The sequence below is a fragment of the Pseudomonas sp. Z18(2022) genome (assembly GCF_036346535.1).
In the GTDB taxonomy this organism is placed as follows: domain Bacteria; phylum Pseudomonadota; class Gammaproteobacteria; order Pseudomonadales; family Pseudomonadaceae; genus Aquipseudomonas; species Aquipseudomonas yamanorum_A.
Genome location: NZ_JAOTOA010000018.1, coordinates 1 through 19145, shown reverse-complemented (window position 1 = coordinate 19145; position 19145 = coordinate 1). Strand labels below are relative to the sequence as shown.

The following is a 19145-nucleotide window of genomic DNA, read 5'->3' as shown; positions in this document are numbered from 1 at the left end:
CGGAGACTGCTGATGAATAGTTTTGCGCAACCGCTCCAGAGCAATGCCCCGCTGATCAACCGCGAACGCCTGTGGCAATCGCTGATGGACCTCGCCCGCCTCGGCGCCACGCCCAAGGGCGGCGTGTGCCGCCTGGCCCTTACCGACCTCGACCGCCAGGCCCGCGACCTGTTTGTGCAATGGTGCGAGGCTGCCGGGTGCAGCGTCAGCGTCGACGCCATCGGCAATATCTTTGCCCGCCGCGCCGGGCGCAATCCGGCACTGGCGCCCGTGATGACCGGCAGCCATATCGACACCCAGCCTACCGGCGGCAAGTTCGATGGCTGCTATGGCGTGATGGCCGGCCTGGAAGTGATCCGCACACTCAACGATTTGAACCTTGAGACCGAAGCACCGATTGAAGTCGTGGTGTGGACCAACGAAGAAGGCTCGCGTTTCCCGCCGTGCATGATGGGGTCCGGGGTGTTCGCCGGTAAGTTCGACTTGCAGGAGACCCTCGACAAGCAGGACGAGCAAGGGTTGTCGGTGGGCGCCGAATTGCAGCGCATCGGCTATGCGGGTTCCCGCGCGGTACTGGGCCACCCGGTAGGCGCGTATTTCGAGGCGCATATCGAACAAGGCCCGGTGCTGGAAGACCAGGCCACCACCATTGGCGTGGTCATGGGCTGCCTGGGCCAGAAATGGTTCGACCTGACCCTCACCGGCGTCGAAGCTCACGCCGGCCCCACGCCGATGCGCCTGCGCAAGGATGCCCTGGTGGGCGCCGCGCAAGTGGTCAGCGCAGTGAACCGCATCGCCCACGAGCAACAACCCCACGCCTGCGGCACTGTCGGCTGCCTTAGCTTGCACCCCGGCTCGCGCAACGTGATTCCCGGCCAGGTGCACATGACCATCGACCTGCGCCATCTGCACGCCGACAAGCTGCAGGCCATGGTCGACGAAGTGCGCCAAGTGATCGAAGCCACCGCCGAGCAACACGGCTTGAGCTTTGAGCTGACCCCCACCGCCGACTTCCCGCCTCTGGACTTCAACCCCGCCTGCGTCAACGCGGTGCGCGACGGTGCAAGCGCCCTGGGCCTGAGCCATATGGACATCGTCAGCGGCGCCGGGCATGACGCGATCTTCGTCGCCGAACTGGGCCCGGCCGGGATGATTTTTGTGCCATGCGAAGGTGGCATCAGCCACAACGAAATCGAAAACGCCGCACCGGATGACCTGGCGGCGGGCTGCGCAGTGCTGCTGCGGGCCATGGTCAACGCGGCGCAAGGAGGTAAAGCGGCATGACGGATATCGCCAACCTGACAGCCGTTGAACTGCTGGCTCACTACCGGGATAAAAGCCTGTCGCCGGTGGAAGTCACCGAAGACGCCCTGCTGCGCATCGAACGCTATAACCCCGCGGTCAACGCCTACTGCCACGTCGACCCGGAAGGCGCCTTGAAGGCGGCCCGGGATTCGGAACAGCGCTGGCTCAAGGGCCAGCCATGCGGGGCGCTGGACGGGGTGCCGGCGTCCATCAAGGACCTGACGCAGACCATCGGCATGCCGACGCGCAAAGGCTCGCGCACCACATCTGCCGAAGGCCGGTGGGATGTGGATGCGCCCTTCTCGGCCTTTATGCGCAAGGCCGGCGCGGTGCTGCTGGGCAAGACCACCACACCGGAATTCGGCTGGAAAGGCGTCACCGATAATCCGCTGTATGGGATTACCCGCAACCCGTGGGACACCCGCATGACGGCGGGCGGTTCGTCGGGTGGTGCCGGTGCGGCGGCGGCCTTGAACCTGGGCGTGCTGCACCAGGGCAGCGATGCCGGTGGCTCGATCCGGATTCCCTGCGCGTTCACCGGCACTTTCGGCATCAAGCCGACCTTCGGTTATGTGCCGCAATGGCCGGCCAGTTCGATGACCATTCTGTCGCACCTGGGGCCGATGACCCGCACCGTGGAAGACTCGGTGCTGATGCTGCAAACCATCGCCCAGCCGGATGCGCGGGACGGTTTGATCGGCGCGCCACGGACCACGCCATGGTTGCACGCCGGGGCTGATTTGAAGGGCCTTCGCGTCGCTTATAGTCCCGCATTTGGCTACGTGGATGTGGACCCGCAAGTGGCCAAAGTCGTCGCCCGGGCGGTCGAAGGCCTGGTGCAGTTGGGGGCCCAGGTTGAACAGATTGATCCGGGGTTCAGCGATCCGCTGGAGGTGTTCAATACCCTGTGGTTTGCCGGTGCGGCGCGCCTGGCCGGGCCGTTGAGCGATGCCCAGCGGCAACTGATGGACCCGGGGTTGCTGCGCATTGCGCAACTGGGCGAGCAGATCAGCCTCAGCGACTACAGCGCCGCACTGGAAGCCCGGGCCGCCCTGGTGGCGCGCATGGCGGCGTTCCATGAGCATTACGATGTGCTGGTTTCGCCGATGATGCCGATCACCGCATTCGAGGCCGGGCACAACGTGCCGCCGGGTTCGGGCCTTGGGGAATGGATGGAGTGGACGCCGTTTACCTATCCCTTCAACCTGACCCAGCAACCGGCGGCGTCGGTGCCGTGCGGGTTGGCGGCGAACGGGTTGCCGGTGGGGTTGCATGTGGTGGGCGCGCGGTTTGCTGATCATCAGGTACTGAGGGTTTGCCAGGCGTATGCCAAGGCTTTCCCGACCGAGCATCTGCAAACACCCAAAACCCCAACCTGAAATACGATCACTGTGGGAGCTGGCTTGCCTGCGATAGCGGTGTATCAGTGCCACATGGGCGAGCTGAGCGACCGCCATCGCAGGCAAGCCAGCTCCCACATTTGATCGCACTCCGCTCCTGCATCGCTCTACAATGTCCCCCATTCACTCCCGGGGGTTTCATGGACATCGAACTGGCACGCACCTTCCTCGAAATCACCCGCTGCGGCAGCCTCGCTGCGGCGGCCGAGAAGCTGCACGTCACCCAGACGGCAATCACCGCCCGGGTCAAAAACCTCGAGAGCCAGCTCAACAGCACCCTGTTCGTACGCAACCGCGCCGGTGCCCGCCTGACCCCGGACGGCGAGGCCTTCGTGGTCTACGCCAACCAGCTGGTCCAGACCTGGGAAGCCGCCCGCCGCGACCTGCCACTGCCCGATGGTTACCGCAACGTGCTGCACATCGGCGGCGAAGTCAGCCTGTGCAATCCGTTGATGCTCGGCTGGGCCAAGGCCTTGCGCGAACACATTCCCGGCCATGCCTTGCGCACCGAGATTCGCGAAGGCGAATACCTGCTGCGCCAACTGGAACTCGGTGTGCTGGACGCCGCCCTGGTGTTCCAGCCGCAATACTGGCCGGGGTTGCAGGTGGAGCAGGTGCTGGAAGAAAAGTTGATCCTGGTGCAACTGGCCGCCCGGCCCGAGCCCTACGTGTACATCGACTGGGGCCAGGGCTTTCGCCAGCAACATGACGCAGCCCTGCCGGACAAGGCCCGCGCCGCCCTGAGTTTCAATCTCGGGCCGCTGGCGTTGCAGTACATCCTGGAGCATGGCGGCGCCGGCTATTTCCGCACGCGGGTGGTGCAGAGCTACCTGGACAGCGGCGTGATGCAGCGGGTGCCCAAGGCGCCGGAGTTCAGCTTCCCGACGTACCTGGTGTATTCCCGGGAGCGCGATTCGGCGGTTTTGCAGCAGGCGCTGGGGTTGCTTCGGGCGGTGGTGGAGGCGGAAAAGGATTGGTCGCAGCGCTGGGATCCGGTGATTTGATCCGGCACACATGTTAGCCTCCTACTGTTTTCTCCTGGTTGCCCCCTGCCGATGAACAAGAAAAAGTCCGTCACCATCAGCGACATCGCCAAACGGGTCAACATGACCACCATCACGGTGTCCCGGGCGCTGAGCAAACCTGACCTGGTGAAGCCCGCCACCCTGGCGCGGATTCTCGAGGTGGCGCGGGAGCTGGACTATGTGCCCAACGCCTTCGCCCGCGGGCTCAAGCGCAGCGAAAGCCTGATCATCGGCGTGATCACCGCCTCCGTCGACAACCCCTTCTACAGCGAAATGATCAAGGCGATTTCCCGCGAGGCGAAAAAGCACGGCTACACCATCATGCTGGTGGACACCGACGAGCTGGAAGAACTGGAAAGCAAGGCCGTCGACACCCTGCTGGGCTACCGCGTGGCGGGGATCATTTTGTCGCCGGTCTCCGACGAGCCCAGCTACCAGCCGGACTACCTGGAGCGCCTGGGCAACGGCAAGACCCCGGTGGTGCTGCTCGACCGCACGATCCACGACAGCCCGTTCAGCCGCGTGGTGCTGGACAACTACCACAGCGGCATCGAGGCGGCGCAGTACCTGGTGCGGCAAACCCCGAATCTCAAGCGCCTGCTGGTGCTGACCGGGCCCGAGCATTCGCGCATCACCATGGAACGCCTCAAGGGCCTCAAAGAAGTGCTGGCCGAACACCCGCAAGTGCACGTCGAAGTGTGCGCCGGCGACTACACGCTGATGCCCTCCTACCTGCACACCCTCGACTACCTGGCCGAGCACTCGGCGCCGGACGCGATCATGGGCTTCAACCAGTTGATCACCCTCGGCGCGCTGCGTGCGTTGCGCATGCACAACATCCCCCACGACAGCCTGACCATCTGCGGCATCGACCGCCTGCCCTTCGCCGATATCTTCGGCGTGCCGATTGCCTGCGTGGCCCACGATGCATCGCTGGCCGGCAGCAGCGCGGTGCGGCTGCTGCTGGACCGCCTCGAAGACCCACACAAGCCGCGGGACAAGGTGGTGATCGCCGGCAAACTGGAGAACGGCTAGCGGCTGGTGTAGCCACCGTCGATCGGCAGGCTGACGCCGCTGATCATGCTGGCGGCGTCGCTCAGCAGGAACAGCACCGGTAACGCCACCTCCGCCGTTTCGGCAAACCGCCCCAGGGGAATCGCCGCCAATGCCGGGTCGCGCTTGGCGGGCGCCGACCAGGCCATTTGCGCCATGGGCGTGAGGGTGACGGTGGGGTTGACGCTGTTGACGCGAATCCCGAAACGGCCCCATTCGGCGCATTGCACCCGGGTGATGGCGTCCAGCGCGGCCTTGGAGGCGCAGTAGCCGAGGTGATCGTCCAGCGCCACCAGTGAAGCCTGGCTGGACACGTTGACGATGCTGCCGGCAATCCTGGCTTCGATCATCGCAGCAGCGATACGGCTGGCGACCTGGGCCGCAGCGCGGGCGTTGACGTGCATCACCTGGTCGAAGGCTTCGGCGCTGATGGCGGCGGCGGGTTCCAGGCGGGAGATGCCGGCGCAGTTGACCAGGCCGTGCATCGGCGGCAGGCCTTGCAGGGCCAGGTCCAGGGCGGCGCTGTTGGCGATGTCCAGGCACAAGGTTTCGCAGCCGAGTTGGGCCAGGGCCTGGGCGTCGCGGCCCAGGGCGAAAACCTCGGCACCGCTGGCGATCAGTTGGAGAGCAATTTCCCGGCCGATGCCGCTGCTGGCGCCGGTGACGAGGATGCGCTGCTCGGAGAAGTCAAAAATAGCGTTCATGGCAACTATTCCAAAAGACAATGGAGATCCAATGTGGGAGCTGGCTTGCCTGCGATAGCGGTGGGTCATTTAGCCCACTTGGTACTGATGCACCGCCATCGCAGGCAAGCCAGCTCCCACATTTTTAATCGGTGCTCGCTTAAGCGTTTTGCAAGCTGTGCATCACCGGTTTCAAGGCCGGATACAGCGCCAGATAACTGGCAAACGCCCGGTCATACACCCCGACATTCCCCGCCTCCGGCTCCGCCCGCAGCTCCAGCTGCACCCAGCCCTTCTCCATCTCCCGGTCATCCACCAACCCCACCGCATGGGCCGCCAGCAACGCCGCGCCCAACGCCGCCTCCACCTCTTGCACGATGGTGTAGACCGGGTAATGGGTGATGTCCGCAATAATCTGCATCCACAAATCCGAATGGCTCGCCCCGCCCACCACAATCAGGCGTGGATCAAGGGAATGTGCCCCACGAGTCCCCGCCTCGATGTTGTGCCGCAGGGCAAAACTCACCCCTTCAAGCACCGCGCGGTACAGGTGGATACGGCTGTGATACAGGTTCAAGCCGACAAAACTGCCGCTGGCCCGGTCATCCCACACCGGGCTGCGTTCGCCCATGAGGTACGGCAGGAACAACAGCCCTTCACAGCCCGCCGGGATCTTCGCAGCGCTCTGCTCCAGCAGCCACAGGCTGTCCTGGCCCGTGTCCTTCGCCTGTTGCTCTTCGGCCTGGCAGAACTGTTCGCGGAACCAGCTCACCGACGCCCCGGCCGTGATCGCCCCACCGAAGATGTACAGGTCGCGGTGGCCGTTATAGACATGGGGCATGCTCACCAGGCCATGCCGCGCATCCACCTGCTGATTGAGATAACCCCAGCACATGCTGGTGCCGATCATCGCCACATGGTTGCCCGGCCGGGTCACCCCGGCGGCCAATGTGGCCATGGCCGCATCCACGCCCCCGGCCAGGATCGGCGTACCTGCCTGCAATCCCAGGCGCGGTGCCCAGGCCTCCAGCAAGCCGCCGACCACTTCACCGGAATACAGCAGACGCTCCGGCATCATCGCCAGGGGAATCTCCAGCGCCGCCAGCATCTCGGCCGACCAGCCCCGCTGCGCCACATCGTAGACGCCGCCGATATTGCCGGCGCTGCTGTGATCCACCGCCAACTCGCCGCTCAGGCACCAGTTGATGTAGCTGTTGGGCGGCAGCAGGTAGCGGGTGTTGGCCCACACCTGCGGCTGGTGCTGCTTGAGCCAGAGCATCTTGGTGAAGCCGTAGTAGCTGTCCACCGAGTTGCCGGTGACCGCAAACAGCCGCTCCAGGTCCACATGCTCGCGCACCCACTCCACCTGCTCGCCCGCGCGCCGGTCCATCCAGATCAGGCACGGGTGCAGCGGCGTCATCCGGGCGTCCACGGCAATCCCCGAGCCGCCGTACAGGCTGCTGATGCACAGCGCCTTGACCTGCTCTTTCGCCACGCCAGCCTTGGCCATGCACTGGGCGACGCACGCCTCCACCGCATCCAGCCAGACCTGCGGCCACTGCTCGGCCCAGCGCACTTTCGGGGTATCCACGCGATACCCCTGGCTGTGCTGGGCGATGATCGTACCGTCAGCGTCCACCAGCAGCGCCTTGGTGCTTTGCGTGCCGATGTCCACACCCATCACGTAGTTCATCTCAGACCACCGGCTTCAGCAGCACCTTGATCGACTTGGTCGAGTTGGCCAGCTCAAAGGCCTCGGCCCAGCTGTCCAGCCCGAAGTCATGGGTCACGATGCCCTTGGACGTCAGCAGGCCGCGCTCGAACAGGTCGATGGCCACCGGGTAGCAATACGGCCCCAGGTGCGCGCCGCGCACGTCCAGCTCCTTGCGGTCACCGATGATCGACCAGTCGGCGCTGGTCTCGGCGCCAAACACGCTGAACTCGACGAAACGCCCCAGCTTGCGGATCAACTCCAGGCCCTGGGTGACGCCCGCCGGCACGCCGGTGGTTTCGATGTACACGTCGCAGCCGTAGTTGTCGGTCAGGCCATTGATGATCTCCCGGGCGTTGTCCCGGGACGGGTTGATCACCACGTCGGCACCGAACTTTTTCGCCAGTTCCAGACGCTCGTCCACCATGTCGATCACCACCAGTTTCTTCGGCGTCTTCAGCGCCGCCACCTGCACCATGCACAGGCCCAGGGTGCCGGCACCGGCGATCACCAGCACGTCATCCAGCTGGATCTCACCGCGGTTGACGGTGTGAATCGCACAGGACATCGGCTCGATCAGCGCCGAGTCTTCCAGGGACACCGACTCCGGAATCTTGTGCACGATGGCCGTCTTGGGAATGCGCATGTACTGGGCCATGCCGCCTTCGGCGACTTCACGCTGGAAGCCGAAGATGTTGTGCACCTCGCACATCCAGTACTTGCCGGACTTGCAGAAGCGGCACTTGCCACACGGCACGATCTGCTCGGCGATCACCTTGTCGCCGACCTTCACGTCAAAATGCTCCTCGGCGCCCTCGCCCGCTTCCACCACGTAGCCGAAAAACTCGTGCCCCGGCACCACCGGCGCCTTGACCCACGGGTTGTCGCCGCCCCAGAACATCGCCGCGCCCGAGTGGCATTTGCAGTCACTGGCGCAGATGCCGCAGGCGGCGATACGAATCACCAGTTCATTGACCCGCGCCTGGGGTTTGCTGATGCGTTCCAGGCGGTAGTCTTTCGGGCCGTGGCAGACGACGGCTTGCATTTCGTTGTGCTTTTCCATGATGTGCGGACCTTTCTTGAGCATGAGAGAACCCATCGCGGCCGCCATGGCCGCGTGGAGATAACCGGTTTACTTGTGGCGCTGACGGCTGATGAAGATCGCCAGCAAAATGATCCCGCCCTTGATCACGCTCTGGACGTAGGGCGAGACCCCGAGCATGTTCAAGCCGTTGTTCAACACCCCCAGCAACATGGCGCCGAGCAAGGTGCCGACAATCACCCCGCGCCCGCCGGCAATCGAGGCGCCGCCCAGGACCACGGCGGCAATCGCGTCGAGTTCGAACGACACCCCGGCATTCGGCTGGCCGCTCATCAAGCGCGAGGTCAGCACCAGCCCGGCAATCGCGGCGGTGAACCCGCTGATGCCATACACCAGCAACTTGAAGCGCGCCGCCCGCACACCGGACAGGCGCACCGCTTCCTCGTTGCCGCCAATCGCGTAGATATAGCGGCCGATGCGCGTGTGTTGCAGCAGCACATAGGCCGCCAGATACGTCACCAGCATGATCAGGATCGGCACCGAAATGCCGAACAGGCTTTCGCGGCCAAAGAACCCGAACCACTCCGGTAGCCCGGAAATCGGGTAGCCGTCGGTGTACATCAGGCCGAACCCGCGAGCGATGCCCATGGTCGCCAGGGTCACGATGATCGGCGGCATGTGCAGGTAGGCAACGAACAACCCGTTGCCGATGCCGAAGGCCACGCCGATCATCATCCCGGCACCGATCGCCAGGCCCGGCGGCAAGCCCGCCACCATCAGGCCGGCGGTCAAGGTGCCGGACAAGGCCATCACCGGGCCCACCGACAAGTCGATGCCGCCGGTGAGAATCACGCAGGTCATGCCCACCGCGATAATCGCGTTGATCGACACCTGGCGCGCGATGTTCGACAGGTTGCTGGCGGTGAGGAAATTGTCGCTGGCGAAGATCATCACTAACGTCACCACCACCAGCCCCACAAAGGGATAAAACGCCGGCGAGCGAATCAACCGCGCCAGGTTCAGGCGCAGCCGGCCAGGCGTCACGGCATTAATGGACATATTCACTTGAGCCCCCTGTTGCATGGCGCATGACCTCTTGAGGATTGACGGCAGACGCTTCCAGTACCTTGACGATGGCGCCCTTGTGGAACACGGCGACGCGGTCGCACATGCCGATGACTTCCGGCAGCTCCGAGGAAATCATGATGATTGCGTAGCCTTGTTCAGTGAGGCTGCGCATCAGTGCGTAGATCTGCGCCTTGGCGCCGACGTCGATGCCACGGGTGGGTTCATCGAACACCAGCACGTCGCAGTGATGGTTGATCCAGCGGGCAATCACGACTTTCTGCTGGTTGCCGCCGCTGAGGTTGAACACCCGGCTCTCCCCGCTGGGGGCCTTGATCGAAAGCTGGCGCATCAGTGCTTCGACGCTGGCGCACTCCTTGTCCTTGTCGATCAGGCCGCTGGCGTTCTGGTATTTGGGCAGGTTGTTGAGGGAGATGTTTTCGCGAATGCTGAAATCGGTGATCAGCCCTTCGCTCTTTCGGCTTTCCGGCAGCAGGCCGATGCCGTGGGCCAAGGCCTGGGCCGGGTCGTCGAGGGTGACTTTTTCACCCCGCAGCCACACGTCTTTACTCACCGACGGCAGCGCGCCCATCATGCCCAGGGCCAATTCGGTACGCCCGGAACCCACCAGGCCGGCGAAGCCGAGAATCTCGCCCTTGTGCAATTCAAAGTGGTTGTGGGGGCCGTTGCGCACCAACTGGATGTCCTTGACCTCCAGCAACAGCGGCCCGCGTTCGGCGGTGGGTTTGGGCGGAAAGCTGCATTCCAGGCGGCGCCCCACCATCATTTCCACCAGGCGGTCGATATCACTGTCGGCCACATCGGTGACGCCCACATTGCCGCCGTCACGCAGCACGCTGATGCGGTCGCACACCTGGAAAATCTCTTCCAGGTGGTGGGAGATAAAAATCACCGCCACGCCCTGGCGCTTGAGTTCGCGCATGATCTCGAACAGCAGCTCGGCTTCACTGGGCGTGAGGGTGGCGGTGGGTTCGTCGAGCACCAACAGCCGCGCATCCAGGGCCAGGGCCTTGGCGATCTCGACGAACTGCTGCTCGGCCACGCTCAGGTGCTTGACCGCGCATTGCAGGTCGATGCTCACGCCAAGGCGCTTGAACAACGCCTCGCTCGCCTCGACCATTTCGCGCTTGCGCAACAGGCCAAAGCGGTTGCTCAGCTCATGGCCGAGGAAGATATTTTCCACCGCCGTGAGGTAGGGAATCAGGCTGAATTCCTGGAACACAATGCCGATACCGGCGGCAATCGCATCACCATAGGTCGCGAACTGCCGGGCCTGGCCGTCGATCAGGATCTGCCCTTCGTCCTGATGCTCTACCCCGCCCAGGATTTTCATCAGGGTCGATTTGCCTGCGCCGTTTTCCCCGAGCAAGGCATGAATCTCGCCGCGCTGTACTTCCAGGTTGATCGCCTTGAGGGCCTGCACCCCCGGGTAGCGCTTACAGATATTTTCCAGCTTCAGAAGACTGCTCATACCGCCGACCTCGCATTCAGATGGATGACCTGTGCCCCACGCCTGGCGTGGGGCCTGGGCGGTTTACCAGCTGAAATCCTTGGCCTTGGCCTGGTCGATCAGGGTGATGTCCACCGGGATCGTGGCCGGCACTTGCGAGCCCCACTTCTTGGCCAGGGCGATGCCCAGGGCCAGGCGGATCTGGTCACGCGGGTATTGCGCGGAAGTAGCGATGAATTTGCTGCCGGGCTTCTGGATCGCCTTGATTGCTTCCGGCGCGCCGTCGACGCTCACCAGTTTGACGTCCAGGCCGCTGGCTTCGATGGCCGAGAGCGCACCGAGGGAGCCGTTGTCGTTGACGCTGAAAATACCCTTGAGGGTGGGCTGGGCCTGCAGCATGTTTTCGGTGACGGTCAGCGCCTGGTCACGCTCCTGCTTGCCGTTCTGGATGCTCACGATCTTGATGTCCGGGTGCTTGGCCACGGCCTCTTTGCAACCGCGCACGCGTTCCAGGATCGGCACCACGGCGATGCCGTCGAGGATCGCGATATTGCCTTTGTCGCCGATGTTCTTGGCCAGGTATTCACAGGCCTGGAAGCCGGCGTCGAAGTTTTTCGAACCGACGAAGGAGTCCAGCGGGCCTTCGGCCTGGGCGTCGACTGCGACCACCACTACGCCGGCGGCGTGGGCGGACTTGACGGCGGACTGTACGCCAACGGAGTCGGTGGGGTTGATCAGCAGGATATCGATGCCCTTTTGCAGCATGTCTTCGACGTCGCTGACCTGCTTGGACACGTCGTGGCGGGCGTCGGTGATGATCAACTGCGCACCGATGGTCGCCCCGGCTTCCTGCAAGGCGTCTTTCATGGTGACGAAGTAAGGGTTGTTGATTTCCTGGAAGGACGCGCCGATGCGGATGGGCGCGGGTTTGGTGTCGGCGTACGCCAGGCCGACGGTGCCGAGATTGATGCCTAAAGCCAACAAACACAGGGTTTTCGGAAGCATTTTCATGGTTGAGATCTCTGTTTTGTTTTTATTTTTAGAGCAAATGTTATCGTTAACATTTTGCGAGAAACTAGCAAGGAAATGGGGCCGGTGCAAGAGGGAGTTGGAACTGCGGGGATTGTTTTTGACACAGAGGAACGAGCGGGCATGAGACCGCGATGGAAAAACTGAACGAGAGGAAAGACTTATGGGCGCTATCTTGGGGCTTTTGGGCCGTATTGCGATACCGATTTTGAAAGCCATTGGCTTGGGCGCGGTGAGCGGAGGTGCCGCCTATGGAGCGACCAAGGCGCTTGAGGCAACCCTCGAGGAGAAACCGGAAGCTGCCACGCGGGATGAACCGGTGAAAAAAAATGGCGACGTATTCACCCCTGCCGTCCAAAAGACCTTTGGCGAACGGACCGAGGTCCAGGGCAGCGCGAAACCGTCCATCGCTTCGACTGCCGCCCCGCTGCCCGAAAACCCGATAATCTCCAAGGCACCTCTCACGCCGCTGGCCCCCGTGTGATGTCACGTCGGGCTCGGTCCTGCTGGATCAAGCCCGACTTCGCAGCCACTGCATGAACCCCTTCTTGACCGGTACCACCGGCGCCTCCTGCGTCAAACTCTGAGCCGCATGCAAGCGGAAATCCAACAAACTCTTCATCGCCTCGCTGATGTCATGCCGAGCATCCAAACAAGGCTTCAGGTACTCCTTCTCAATCCGGTACAACGTGCAAAACGTCTTCGCCGAAAAGTCCGCCGGCACGCCCTGCTCCGACAGAATCCCCGCCTCGCCAATCACCTCCCCCGGCCCCATCCGCCCGGCTTCAAACTTGTGCCCGGCCTTGGTCAACATCACCGAAATCACCCCCGATTCGATGATAAACAAATGATCACTCACCTCCCCGGCCGGCAAAATCATCTCCCCGGCACGGAAGGTTTGCAGCGTCATGTTCTGGCTGAACGTCTCCTTCTCATCCTGACGCAACGTCGAGAAAATCGAAGAACTCTCCAACAACGCCCGCGCCCGTGACACCGCCACCGGCGCATTGCTCTCGGCCGCCGACAACAAACTGACCCCGGCCGCCTGCAAATGCCGGAACGCCAAATCATAAAGCTGATTACGCACCTCACGCTTGAGCGTCATCGCCGGCACAAACCCACTGATCTCATACTCCACGCCACCACTGGCCGAAGTCTTGAACGCCACACTCGGCGCCGGCTTCGCCAGCAGCGGCCGACACCCCTGCATCGCCCGCTCCAGCGCATCCAGCACGGTTTGCGGCCGCGCATGGGGACTGACTTGCAGGCTGACCGACAAGCCAAACATATCCGCCGGGCGCGAGAAGTTGATGATCTTGGCCTTGGCCGCCAATGAATTGGGCACCACCGCCAGGCTGCCCTGGGAGGTTTGCAGCTGGGTGGCACGCCAGTCGATATCGATCACCCGGCCTTCAGTGCCGTCAATAGAGATCCAGTCATCCAGTTGGTAGGGCTTGGTAGTGTTGAGGACAATGCCGGAAAACACATCGCTCAAGGTGCTTTGCAACGCCAGGCCGACGATGATCGCCACCGCACCGGAGGTGGCCAGCACGCCCTTGACCGGCAGGTCGAGCACGTAGGCCATGGCCGCGATGATCGCGATCAGGAAGATCACCGCACCCACCAGGTCCTGCAACAGCCGCCCGGTGTGGCCGACCCGCTGCATCATCACCGCGCCGAGCAATACCGTGAGGGTGCGCGCCGCAAACAGCCACCAGCCGATCTGGAACGCCGTGGCCGCCAGGTGCAGCGCCACATTGTCGCCATACGGCGCGACCTGCATCGGGTTCATGCCTTCGTTGAACAACACGGCGCTGAACACCGCGAAGATCACCACGCGCGCCACCAGCTTCCAATTGCCAAAATCGGCAGAGATCAGGCGCCACACGGCGATGTCGATCAGCACCAGCGCCAGGGCGCAGAACATCGGGTGATCGGAGATAAATGAGGGCATCCAGGCGACTCCAGGGCGAATGCCATGAAGATCGCATGAAATGAGAACGCCGCAAACAAAATGTGGGAGCTGGCTTGCCTGCGATGCAGGCACCTCGGCTTATCAGAGACACCGAGGTGATGCGATCGCAGGCAAGCCAGCGCCTACAGGGGGTCAGCGCTGCATCTGCCCGAATTGACCGGACTGATAGTCGGCAAACGCCTGGTGGATTTCCTGCTCGGTGTTCATCACGAACGGGCCGTGGCCGACGATCGGTTCGTCAATCGGTTCGCCGCTGAGCAGCAACACCATGGCGTCGTCGCTGGACTCCAGGCGCAGTTGCGTGCCATCGCGCTCAAACAGCGCCAACTGCCCTTCCCGCGCCACGTCGGTGTCGTTGATCCGCACCGAGCCGCGCAATACCACCAGCGCAGTGTTGCGCCCGGCGTGCAGGTCCAGCGTCACTTGGCTGCCGGCGTTGAGGCGCATGTCCCACACATCGATCGCCGTGAAGGTACGCGCCGGGCCCTTGACCCCGTCGAACTCACCGGCGATCAGGCGCAGGCTGCCCGCGTTGCCGGCCAGGGGCAGCGTGGGGATATCACCGTCGAGGATGGTCTGGTAACCGGCGTCGGTCATTTTGTCCTTGGCCGGCAGGTTGACCCACAACTGGACCATTTCCAGGGCGCCGCCACTGCGGGCGAACGCTTCGGAGTGAAACTCCTCGTGAATGATGCCCCTGGCCGCCGTCATCCATTGCACATCGCCCGGGCCAATGGTGCCGCCGGCACCGGTGGAATCCCGGTGCTCGACTTCGCCCTTGTAGACGATGGTCACGGTCTCAAAGCCGCGATGGGGGTGCTGGCCCACGCCGCGACGCTGTTCGGTCGGGGTAAAGGCCGCGGGACCTGCGTGATCCAGCAACAGGAACGGGCTGATCTGCTTGCCCATGGTGTCGTAGGAAAACAGCGTACGAACCGGAAAGCCGTCGCCGACCCAATGACCGCGCGGGCTGGTGTAGATGCCGATGATCTTTTTCATATGTGTCTCCAGTAATGGATACACCTTAAATCCGTTATCAATCTTGCGCTAGCCGGCAAAACCGGCCCTGATCGTCCCACCAGTGGAACGCCTGCCCGGGGGCTGGATTATTTTATATTTCAACCATAATATGGCGTTAAATATTACGACCGTAATTTTCACCCCGCCCCCACGGAGCCCGACATGAACCCTCTCCCCCTGCGTCTTCTCACGCCCCTGGCCTTGCTGGCCATACTCAGCGGCTGCAACAGCCAGGCCGACCCCGTTGCCGAAGCGCCCCCGCCCCGTCCCGTGTTGGCCGCCAAGGTCGAAGCCGCAGGCAGCCAGCAAAGCGCCTATACCGGCGTGGTGGCCGCGCGCACTGAAAGTGACCTGGGCTTCCGCGTCAGCGGCAAGGTGATCGAGCGCAAGGTGGATCCGGGCCAGCATGTGAGCCGTGGCGACACCTTGCTGGTGCTGGACATCGGCGACTTCGAACTGGCCCTGCGCTCGGCAAAAAACCGCGTCATCGCGGCCCAGGCGCAGTTGCGTCAACGTCGGGATGACGAAGCCCGCTACCAGCGCCTGGCCAACACCGGCGCAGTGTCGCGGCAGATTTTCGACCAGTCCGCCACCAACCTGCGGGTGGCCGAAGCTGAACTGGCCTCGGCGCAATCCGACGCCAGCCAGATCGAAAACCGCCGCACCTACTCGGTGCTCAGGGCCGACAGCGACGGCATCATCACCGACGTGCGGGTGGACCGCGGCCAAGTAGTGGCCGAGGGGCAAGTGGTGGCGCGCCTGGCCCACGACGGCGCCCGGGAAGCCATCGTCAACCTGCCGGAAAACCAGCGCGACCAGGCCTCGCAAAAAGCCTTGGCGTTCCCCTTCGGTGCGCCTGAACAGGCGGTGACCGCCACGTTGCGCGAACTGTCCGCCAGCGCCGACCCGACCACCCGCACCTACCGCGCGCGCTACGTATTGCACGGCCCCGTCGACCGCTTCGCCCTCGGCTCGACCATCACCGTGCGCCTGCAAGGAGATGGCCAGGCGCAACAGACCCGCGTGCCCATCGGCGCCTTGCAGGATGCCGGCAAAGGCACCGGTGTGTGGGTGATCGGCACCGATGACAAGGTCAGCTTCGCCCCGGTCAACGTCGCCAGCCTCGGCCAGGAGGATGCCCTGCTGAACAGCGGCGTAAGCCCGGGCCAAGTGGTGGTCGCCCTCGGCGCGCACCTGCTGCACAGCGGTGACGCGGTACGTCTGTTGCCGGCCCAGGTATTGGCCCTCAACCGTCGGCAGGAACCTTGAGAATGCGCGGTATCAACCTCTCCGAACTGGCGGTAAAACACCGTGCGGTCACGCTGTTCCTGATCATCGCGATCCTCGCCGCCGGGGTCTTTGCCTTTGGCAAACTGGGACGCGCCGAAGACCCATCCTTCACCGTCAAGGTCATGACCATCACCGCCGCCTGGCCCGGCGCCACCGCCCAGGAAATGCAGGAACAAGTGGCCGACCGCCTGGAAAAACGCCTGCAGGAACTGGACTACTACGACCGCGTCGAGACCATCGCCCAACCGGGTTTCGTCTCGATGCGCATGACGTACCTGGAGTCCACTCGCCCGAGCGAGATCCAGGACCTGTTCTACCAGACCCGCAAGAAGCTCAGCGACGAAGCCGCGAAGCTGCCCAAGGGCGTAATCGGGCCGTTTTTCAACGATGAATACTCCGATGTGTACTTCTCCCTGTACGCGTTGGAGGCCGAACACCTGCCCCACCGGCAACTGGTGCAAATGGCCGAGGACATGCGCCAGGGCCTGCTCAACCTGCCGGGGGTGAAGAAAGTGAATATCCTCGGCGAACAGGCGCAGCGCATCTTTGTCGAGTTCTCCTATGAACGCCTCGCCACCCTGGGCATCAAGCCCGAGCAGATTTTCGCCGCCCTCGCCGCCCAGAACGCCGTGGCGCCTTCGGGTTTTGTCGAAACCGCCGGCGCCCGTGCGTATATCCGTATCGACGGCGCCTTCGACAGCCTGGCGCTGATCGAAAACGTGCCGTTGGAAGCCAACGGCAAGCTGCTGCGCATCGCCGATGTGGCCACCGTCAGCCGGGGTTATGAAGACCCGCCCAGCTACCGCATCCGCCATCAGGGCGACCCGTCGCTGATGCTCGGGGTGATCATGGAGAAGCACTGGAACGGCCTGGAACTGGACAAGGCCCTCAAGGCCCAGGAGGCGAAAATCCAGGCCGACCTGCCGCTGGGGGTCAACTTCGCCAAGGTCTCCGACCAGGCGAAAAACATCAGCCTGGCGGTCAACGAGTTCATGCTGAAGTTCTTCGTCGCCCTCGCGGTGGTGATGGTGATCAGCCTGCTCGCCCTGGGGTTCCGTGTCGGGCTGGTGGTGGCCGCTGCCGTGCCGCTGACCTTGTCGATCGTGTTTGTGATCATGCTGATGACCGGCCGCGAATTCGACCGGGTGACCCTGGGCGCATTGATTATTTCCCTGGGCCTGCTGGTGGACGACGCGATCATTGCGATCGAGATGATGGTGGTCAAACTCGAGGAAGGTTTTGACCGGATTCACGCGGCCACTTTCGCCTGGAGCTCCACCGCCGCGCCGATGCTCACCGGCACCCTGGTGACGATTATCGGCTTCCTCCCGGTGGGTTTTGCCCGCTCGGGCGCCGGGGAATACGCGGGGAATATCTTCTGGATCGTCGGCTTTGCGCTGATTGCTTCGTGGCTGGTGGCGGTGGTGTTCACCCCGTACCTGGGGGTCAAGCTGTTGCCGCACATCAAGCCGGTTGCCGGCGGCCACGATGCGATTTATGCCGGCCGGTATTACCAGAAACTGCGCCACCTGGTGGACGCCTGCGTGCGCAACCGCTGGTGGGTCACCGGGCTGGTGGTGGCAGCCTTTGTGCTGTGTGGCCTGGGCATGGGCGTGGTGAAGAAGCAATTCTTTCCCAACTCCGACCGTTCCGAGCTGATTCTTGAGGTGTATATGCCGCCGGGCAGCGCCTTCAAAAGCACCGAGGCGGTGGCCGCGCAGGTGGAAAAAGCGCTGATGCAGGAGCCGCAAACCGTGATGGTCGACACCTACGTCGGCGGCGGTGCGCCACGGTTTTTCCTGTCGCTGAACCCGGAATTGCCAGACCCGGCCTTCGCCAAGCTGATCGTGCAGACCGCCGACGCCCACGCCCGGGACGCGCTGAAAAAACGCATGGATGAACGCATCGCGGCGGGTGAGTTTCCGTCGGCACGGGTGCGGGTTACCCAGTTGGTGTTCGGCCCGCCGGTGCCGTTCCCGGTGGTGTTTCGCGTGTCCGGTCCCGACCTGAATGTGCTGCGCGGCCTGTCTGAAGACGTGCGCCAGGTGGTCGCGGCCAACAAGCTCACCCGGGACAGTTTCCTCGACTGGGGCGAGCGTGCCAGCAGCTACCGCCTGGTGCTGGACCAAGACCGCCTGCGCCTGCTGGGCTTTACCCCCGACGGGGTGAAATCCCAGCTCAACGCCCTGCTCAGCGGCAACCCGATCACCGAAGTGCGCGAAGGCAATCGCACCGTTTCCGTGGTCGCCCGCTCCCAGGGCAGCCAGCGCGAAGACCTCGGCAACCTGGACAATATGACCCTGACCAACAGCGCCGGCGTGTCGGTGCCACTGGCCCAGGTCGGGCATTTCCAGGCGGTGATGGAAGAACCGATCCTCAAGCGTCGCAACCGCGCGCTGACCGTGGAAGTGCGGGCCGATATTGTCGACGGCACCCAGCCGCCGGATGTGGAAATGGCGGTGTACAAGGACCTGCAGCCGCTGATCGCCAAGCTGCCGGCCGGGTATCAGATCGTCATCGGCGGCCCGGTGGAAGAAAGCGCCAAGGCCAACGTCGCGCTGGCGGCGCTGTTCCCGATCATGATCCTGCTGACGTTGACCGTGATCATGTTCCAGGTGCGTTCGTTCGGGGTGATGTTCATGGTGTTTGCCACGGCGCCACTGGGGCTGATCGGCGCGGTGCCGACGTTGCTGCTGTTCAACCAACCGTTCGGGTTCAACGCGATATTGGGGCTGATCGGGATTGGCGGGATCCTGATGCGCAACACGCTGATCTTTACCGACCAGATTCGCCAGAACCAGGACCAGGGCATGGTGATTCGCGAAGCGATCATCGAGGCCACGGTGCGCCGGGCACGACCGGTGATCCTGACTGCGCTGGCGGCGGCGTTGGCGTTTATTCCGCTGACTTTATCGGTGTTCTGGTCGTCGCTGGCGTATGTGCTGATTGGCGGAGTGCTGGTGGGGACGGTATTGACGTTGCTGTTCTTGCCGGCGTTGTGCAGCTTGGTGCTGGGGCGGGAGAAGACGCGGGAAGTGGTGACAGCAAGCACCACCGCCGTCCTGTAGGAGCTGGC

15 protein-coding genes are annotated in these 19145 nt (G+C 63.5%); 7 read left to right on the top strand and 8 right to left on the bottom strand.

What is annotated here, in order from left to right; translation table 11 throughout:
* Positions 1–12 precede the first annotated feature (12 nt).
* The 4 genes from V3W39_RS26135 (at position 13) to V3W39_RS26120 (ending at position 4765) form a co-directional block, all read left to right on the top strand.
* Positions 13–1284, top strand: coding sequence for a Zn-dependent hydrolase (locus V3W39_RS26135; protein ID WP_330213641.1), 1272 nt, complete (start codon positions 13–15; stop codon positions 1282–1284).
* Positions 1281–2684, top strand: a complete 1404-nt coding sequence (locus V3W39_RS26130) for an amidase (protein ID WP_330213640.1) — start codon at positions 1281–1283, stop codon at positions 2682–2684. Before V3W39_RS26135 ends, V3W39_RS26130 begins: the two co-directional genes overlap by 4 nt.
* A 161-nt stretch (positions 2685–2845) precedes the next feature.
* Positions 2846–3709, top strand: a complete 864-nt coding sequence (locus V3W39_RS26125; protein ID WP_177079637.1) for a LysR family transcriptional regulator — start codon at positions 2846–2848, stop codon at positions 3707–3709.
* 51 nt (positions 3710–3760) lie between these two features.
* Entirely contained in the window at positions 3761–4765 is a 1005-nt protein-coding gene (locus V3W39_RS26120) for a LacI family DNA-binding transcriptional regulator (RefSeq protein WP_003215765.1), read from the top strand.
* Here the strand turns inward: V3W39_RS26120 and V3W39_RS26115 are convergent.
* The 6 genes from V3W39_RS26115 to V3W39_RS26090 all read right to left on the bottom strand — a co-directional run bounded on the left by V3W39_RS26115 (position 4762) and on the right by V3W39_RS26090 (position 11766).
* Entirely contained in the window at positions 4762–5487 is a 726-nt protein-coding gene (locus tag V3W39_RS26115) for an SDR family oxidoreductase (protein WP_177045843.1), read from the bottom strand. The two genes, V3W39_RS26120 and V3W39_RS26115, sit on opposite strands and share 4 nt — an antisense overlap.
* A 139-nt stretch (positions 5488–5626) precedes the next feature.
* Positions 5627–7159 carry an FGGY-family carbohydrate kinase gene (locus V3W39_RS26110; RefSeq protein ID WP_330213639.1) on the bottom strand — a complete coding sequence of 511 codons (1533 nt, stop codon included), beginning with the start codon at positions 7157–7159 and terminating at the stop codon, positions 5627–5629.
* A gap of 1 nt (position 7160) precedes the next feature.
* Positions 7161–8240 carry an alcohol dehydrogenase catalytic domain-containing protein gene (locus V3W39_RS26105; protein WP_177045839.1) on the bottom strand — a complete coding sequence of 360 codons (1080 nt, stop codon included), beginning with the start codon at positions 8238–8240 and terminating at the stop codon, positions 7161–7163.
* A 69-nt stretch (positions 8241–8309) separates the two neighbouring features.
* Entirely contained in the window at positions 8310–9302 is a 993-nt protein-coding gene (locus V3W39_RS26100) for an ABC transporter permease (protein ID WP_330213638.1), read from the bottom strand.
* On the bottom strand, positions 9268–10776 hold the full coding sequence (locus tag V3W39_RS26095) for a sugar ABC transporter ATP-binding protein (protein WP_330213637.1): 1509 nt from the start codon (positions 10774–10776) through the stop codon (positions 9268–9270). The genes V3W39_RS26100 and V3W39_RS26095 overlap by 35 nt, the downstream gene beginning before the upstream one ends.
* A gap of 63 nt (positions 10777–10839) precedes the next feature.
* Complete coding sequence (locus V3W39_RS26090; protein WP_177079633.1) at positions 10840–11766, bottom strand: substrate-binding domain-containing protein; 927 nt, start codon at positions 11764–11766, stop codon at positions 10840–10842.
* Positions 11767–11947: 181 nt separating this feature from the next.
* Here V3W39_RS26090 and V3W39_RS26085 point away from each other — a divergent pair, with 181 nt between their 5' ends.
* Positions 11948–12268, top strand: a complete 321-nt coding sequence (locus V3W39_RS26085; protein ID WP_330213636.1) for a hypothetical protein — start codon at positions 11948–11950, stop codon at positions 12266–12268.
* Positions 12269–12295: 27 nt separating this feature from the next.
* Here the strand turns inward: V3W39_RS26085 and V3W39_RS26080 are convergent, their stop codons facing one another.
* Both V3W39_RS26080 and V3W39_RS26075 read right to left on the bottom strand, forming a co-directional pair.
* Positions 12296–13738 (bottom strand): mechanosensitive ion channel domain-containing protein, encoded by a 1443-nt coding sequence (locus V3W39_RS26080; protein WP_177045830.1) that lies wholly within the window; start codon positions 13736–13738, stop codon positions 12296–12298.
* 153 nt (positions 13739–13891) lie between these two features.
* Positions 13892–14758 carry a pirin family protein gene (locus tag V3W39_RS26075; protein ID WP_177045829.1) on the bottom strand — a complete coding sequence of 289 codons (867 nt, stop codon included), beginning with the start codon at positions 14756–14758 and terminating at the stop codon, positions 13892–13894.
* Between the two features lie 183 nt (positions 14759–14941).
* Here V3W39_RS26075 and V3W39_RS26070 point away from each other — a divergent pair, with 183 nt between their 5' ends.
* Together V3W39_RS26070 and V3W39_RS26065 are read left to right on the top strand one after the other, a co-directional pair.
* Positions 14942–16048: an efflux RND transporter periplasmic adaptor subunit gene (locus V3W39_RS26070; protein WP_177112705.1), complete on the top strand. Its 1107-nt coding sequence runs from the start codon at positions 14942–14944 to the stop codon at positions 16046–16048.
* Positions 16049–16050: 2 nt separating this feature from the next.
* Complete coding sequence (locus tag V3W39_RS26065) at positions 16051–19137, top strand: efflux RND transporter permease subunit (RefSeq protein ID WP_177079630.1); 3087 nt, start codon at positions 16051–16053, stop codon at positions 19135–19137.
* The last annotated feature ends 8 nt before the right edge of the window (positions 19138–19145 follow it).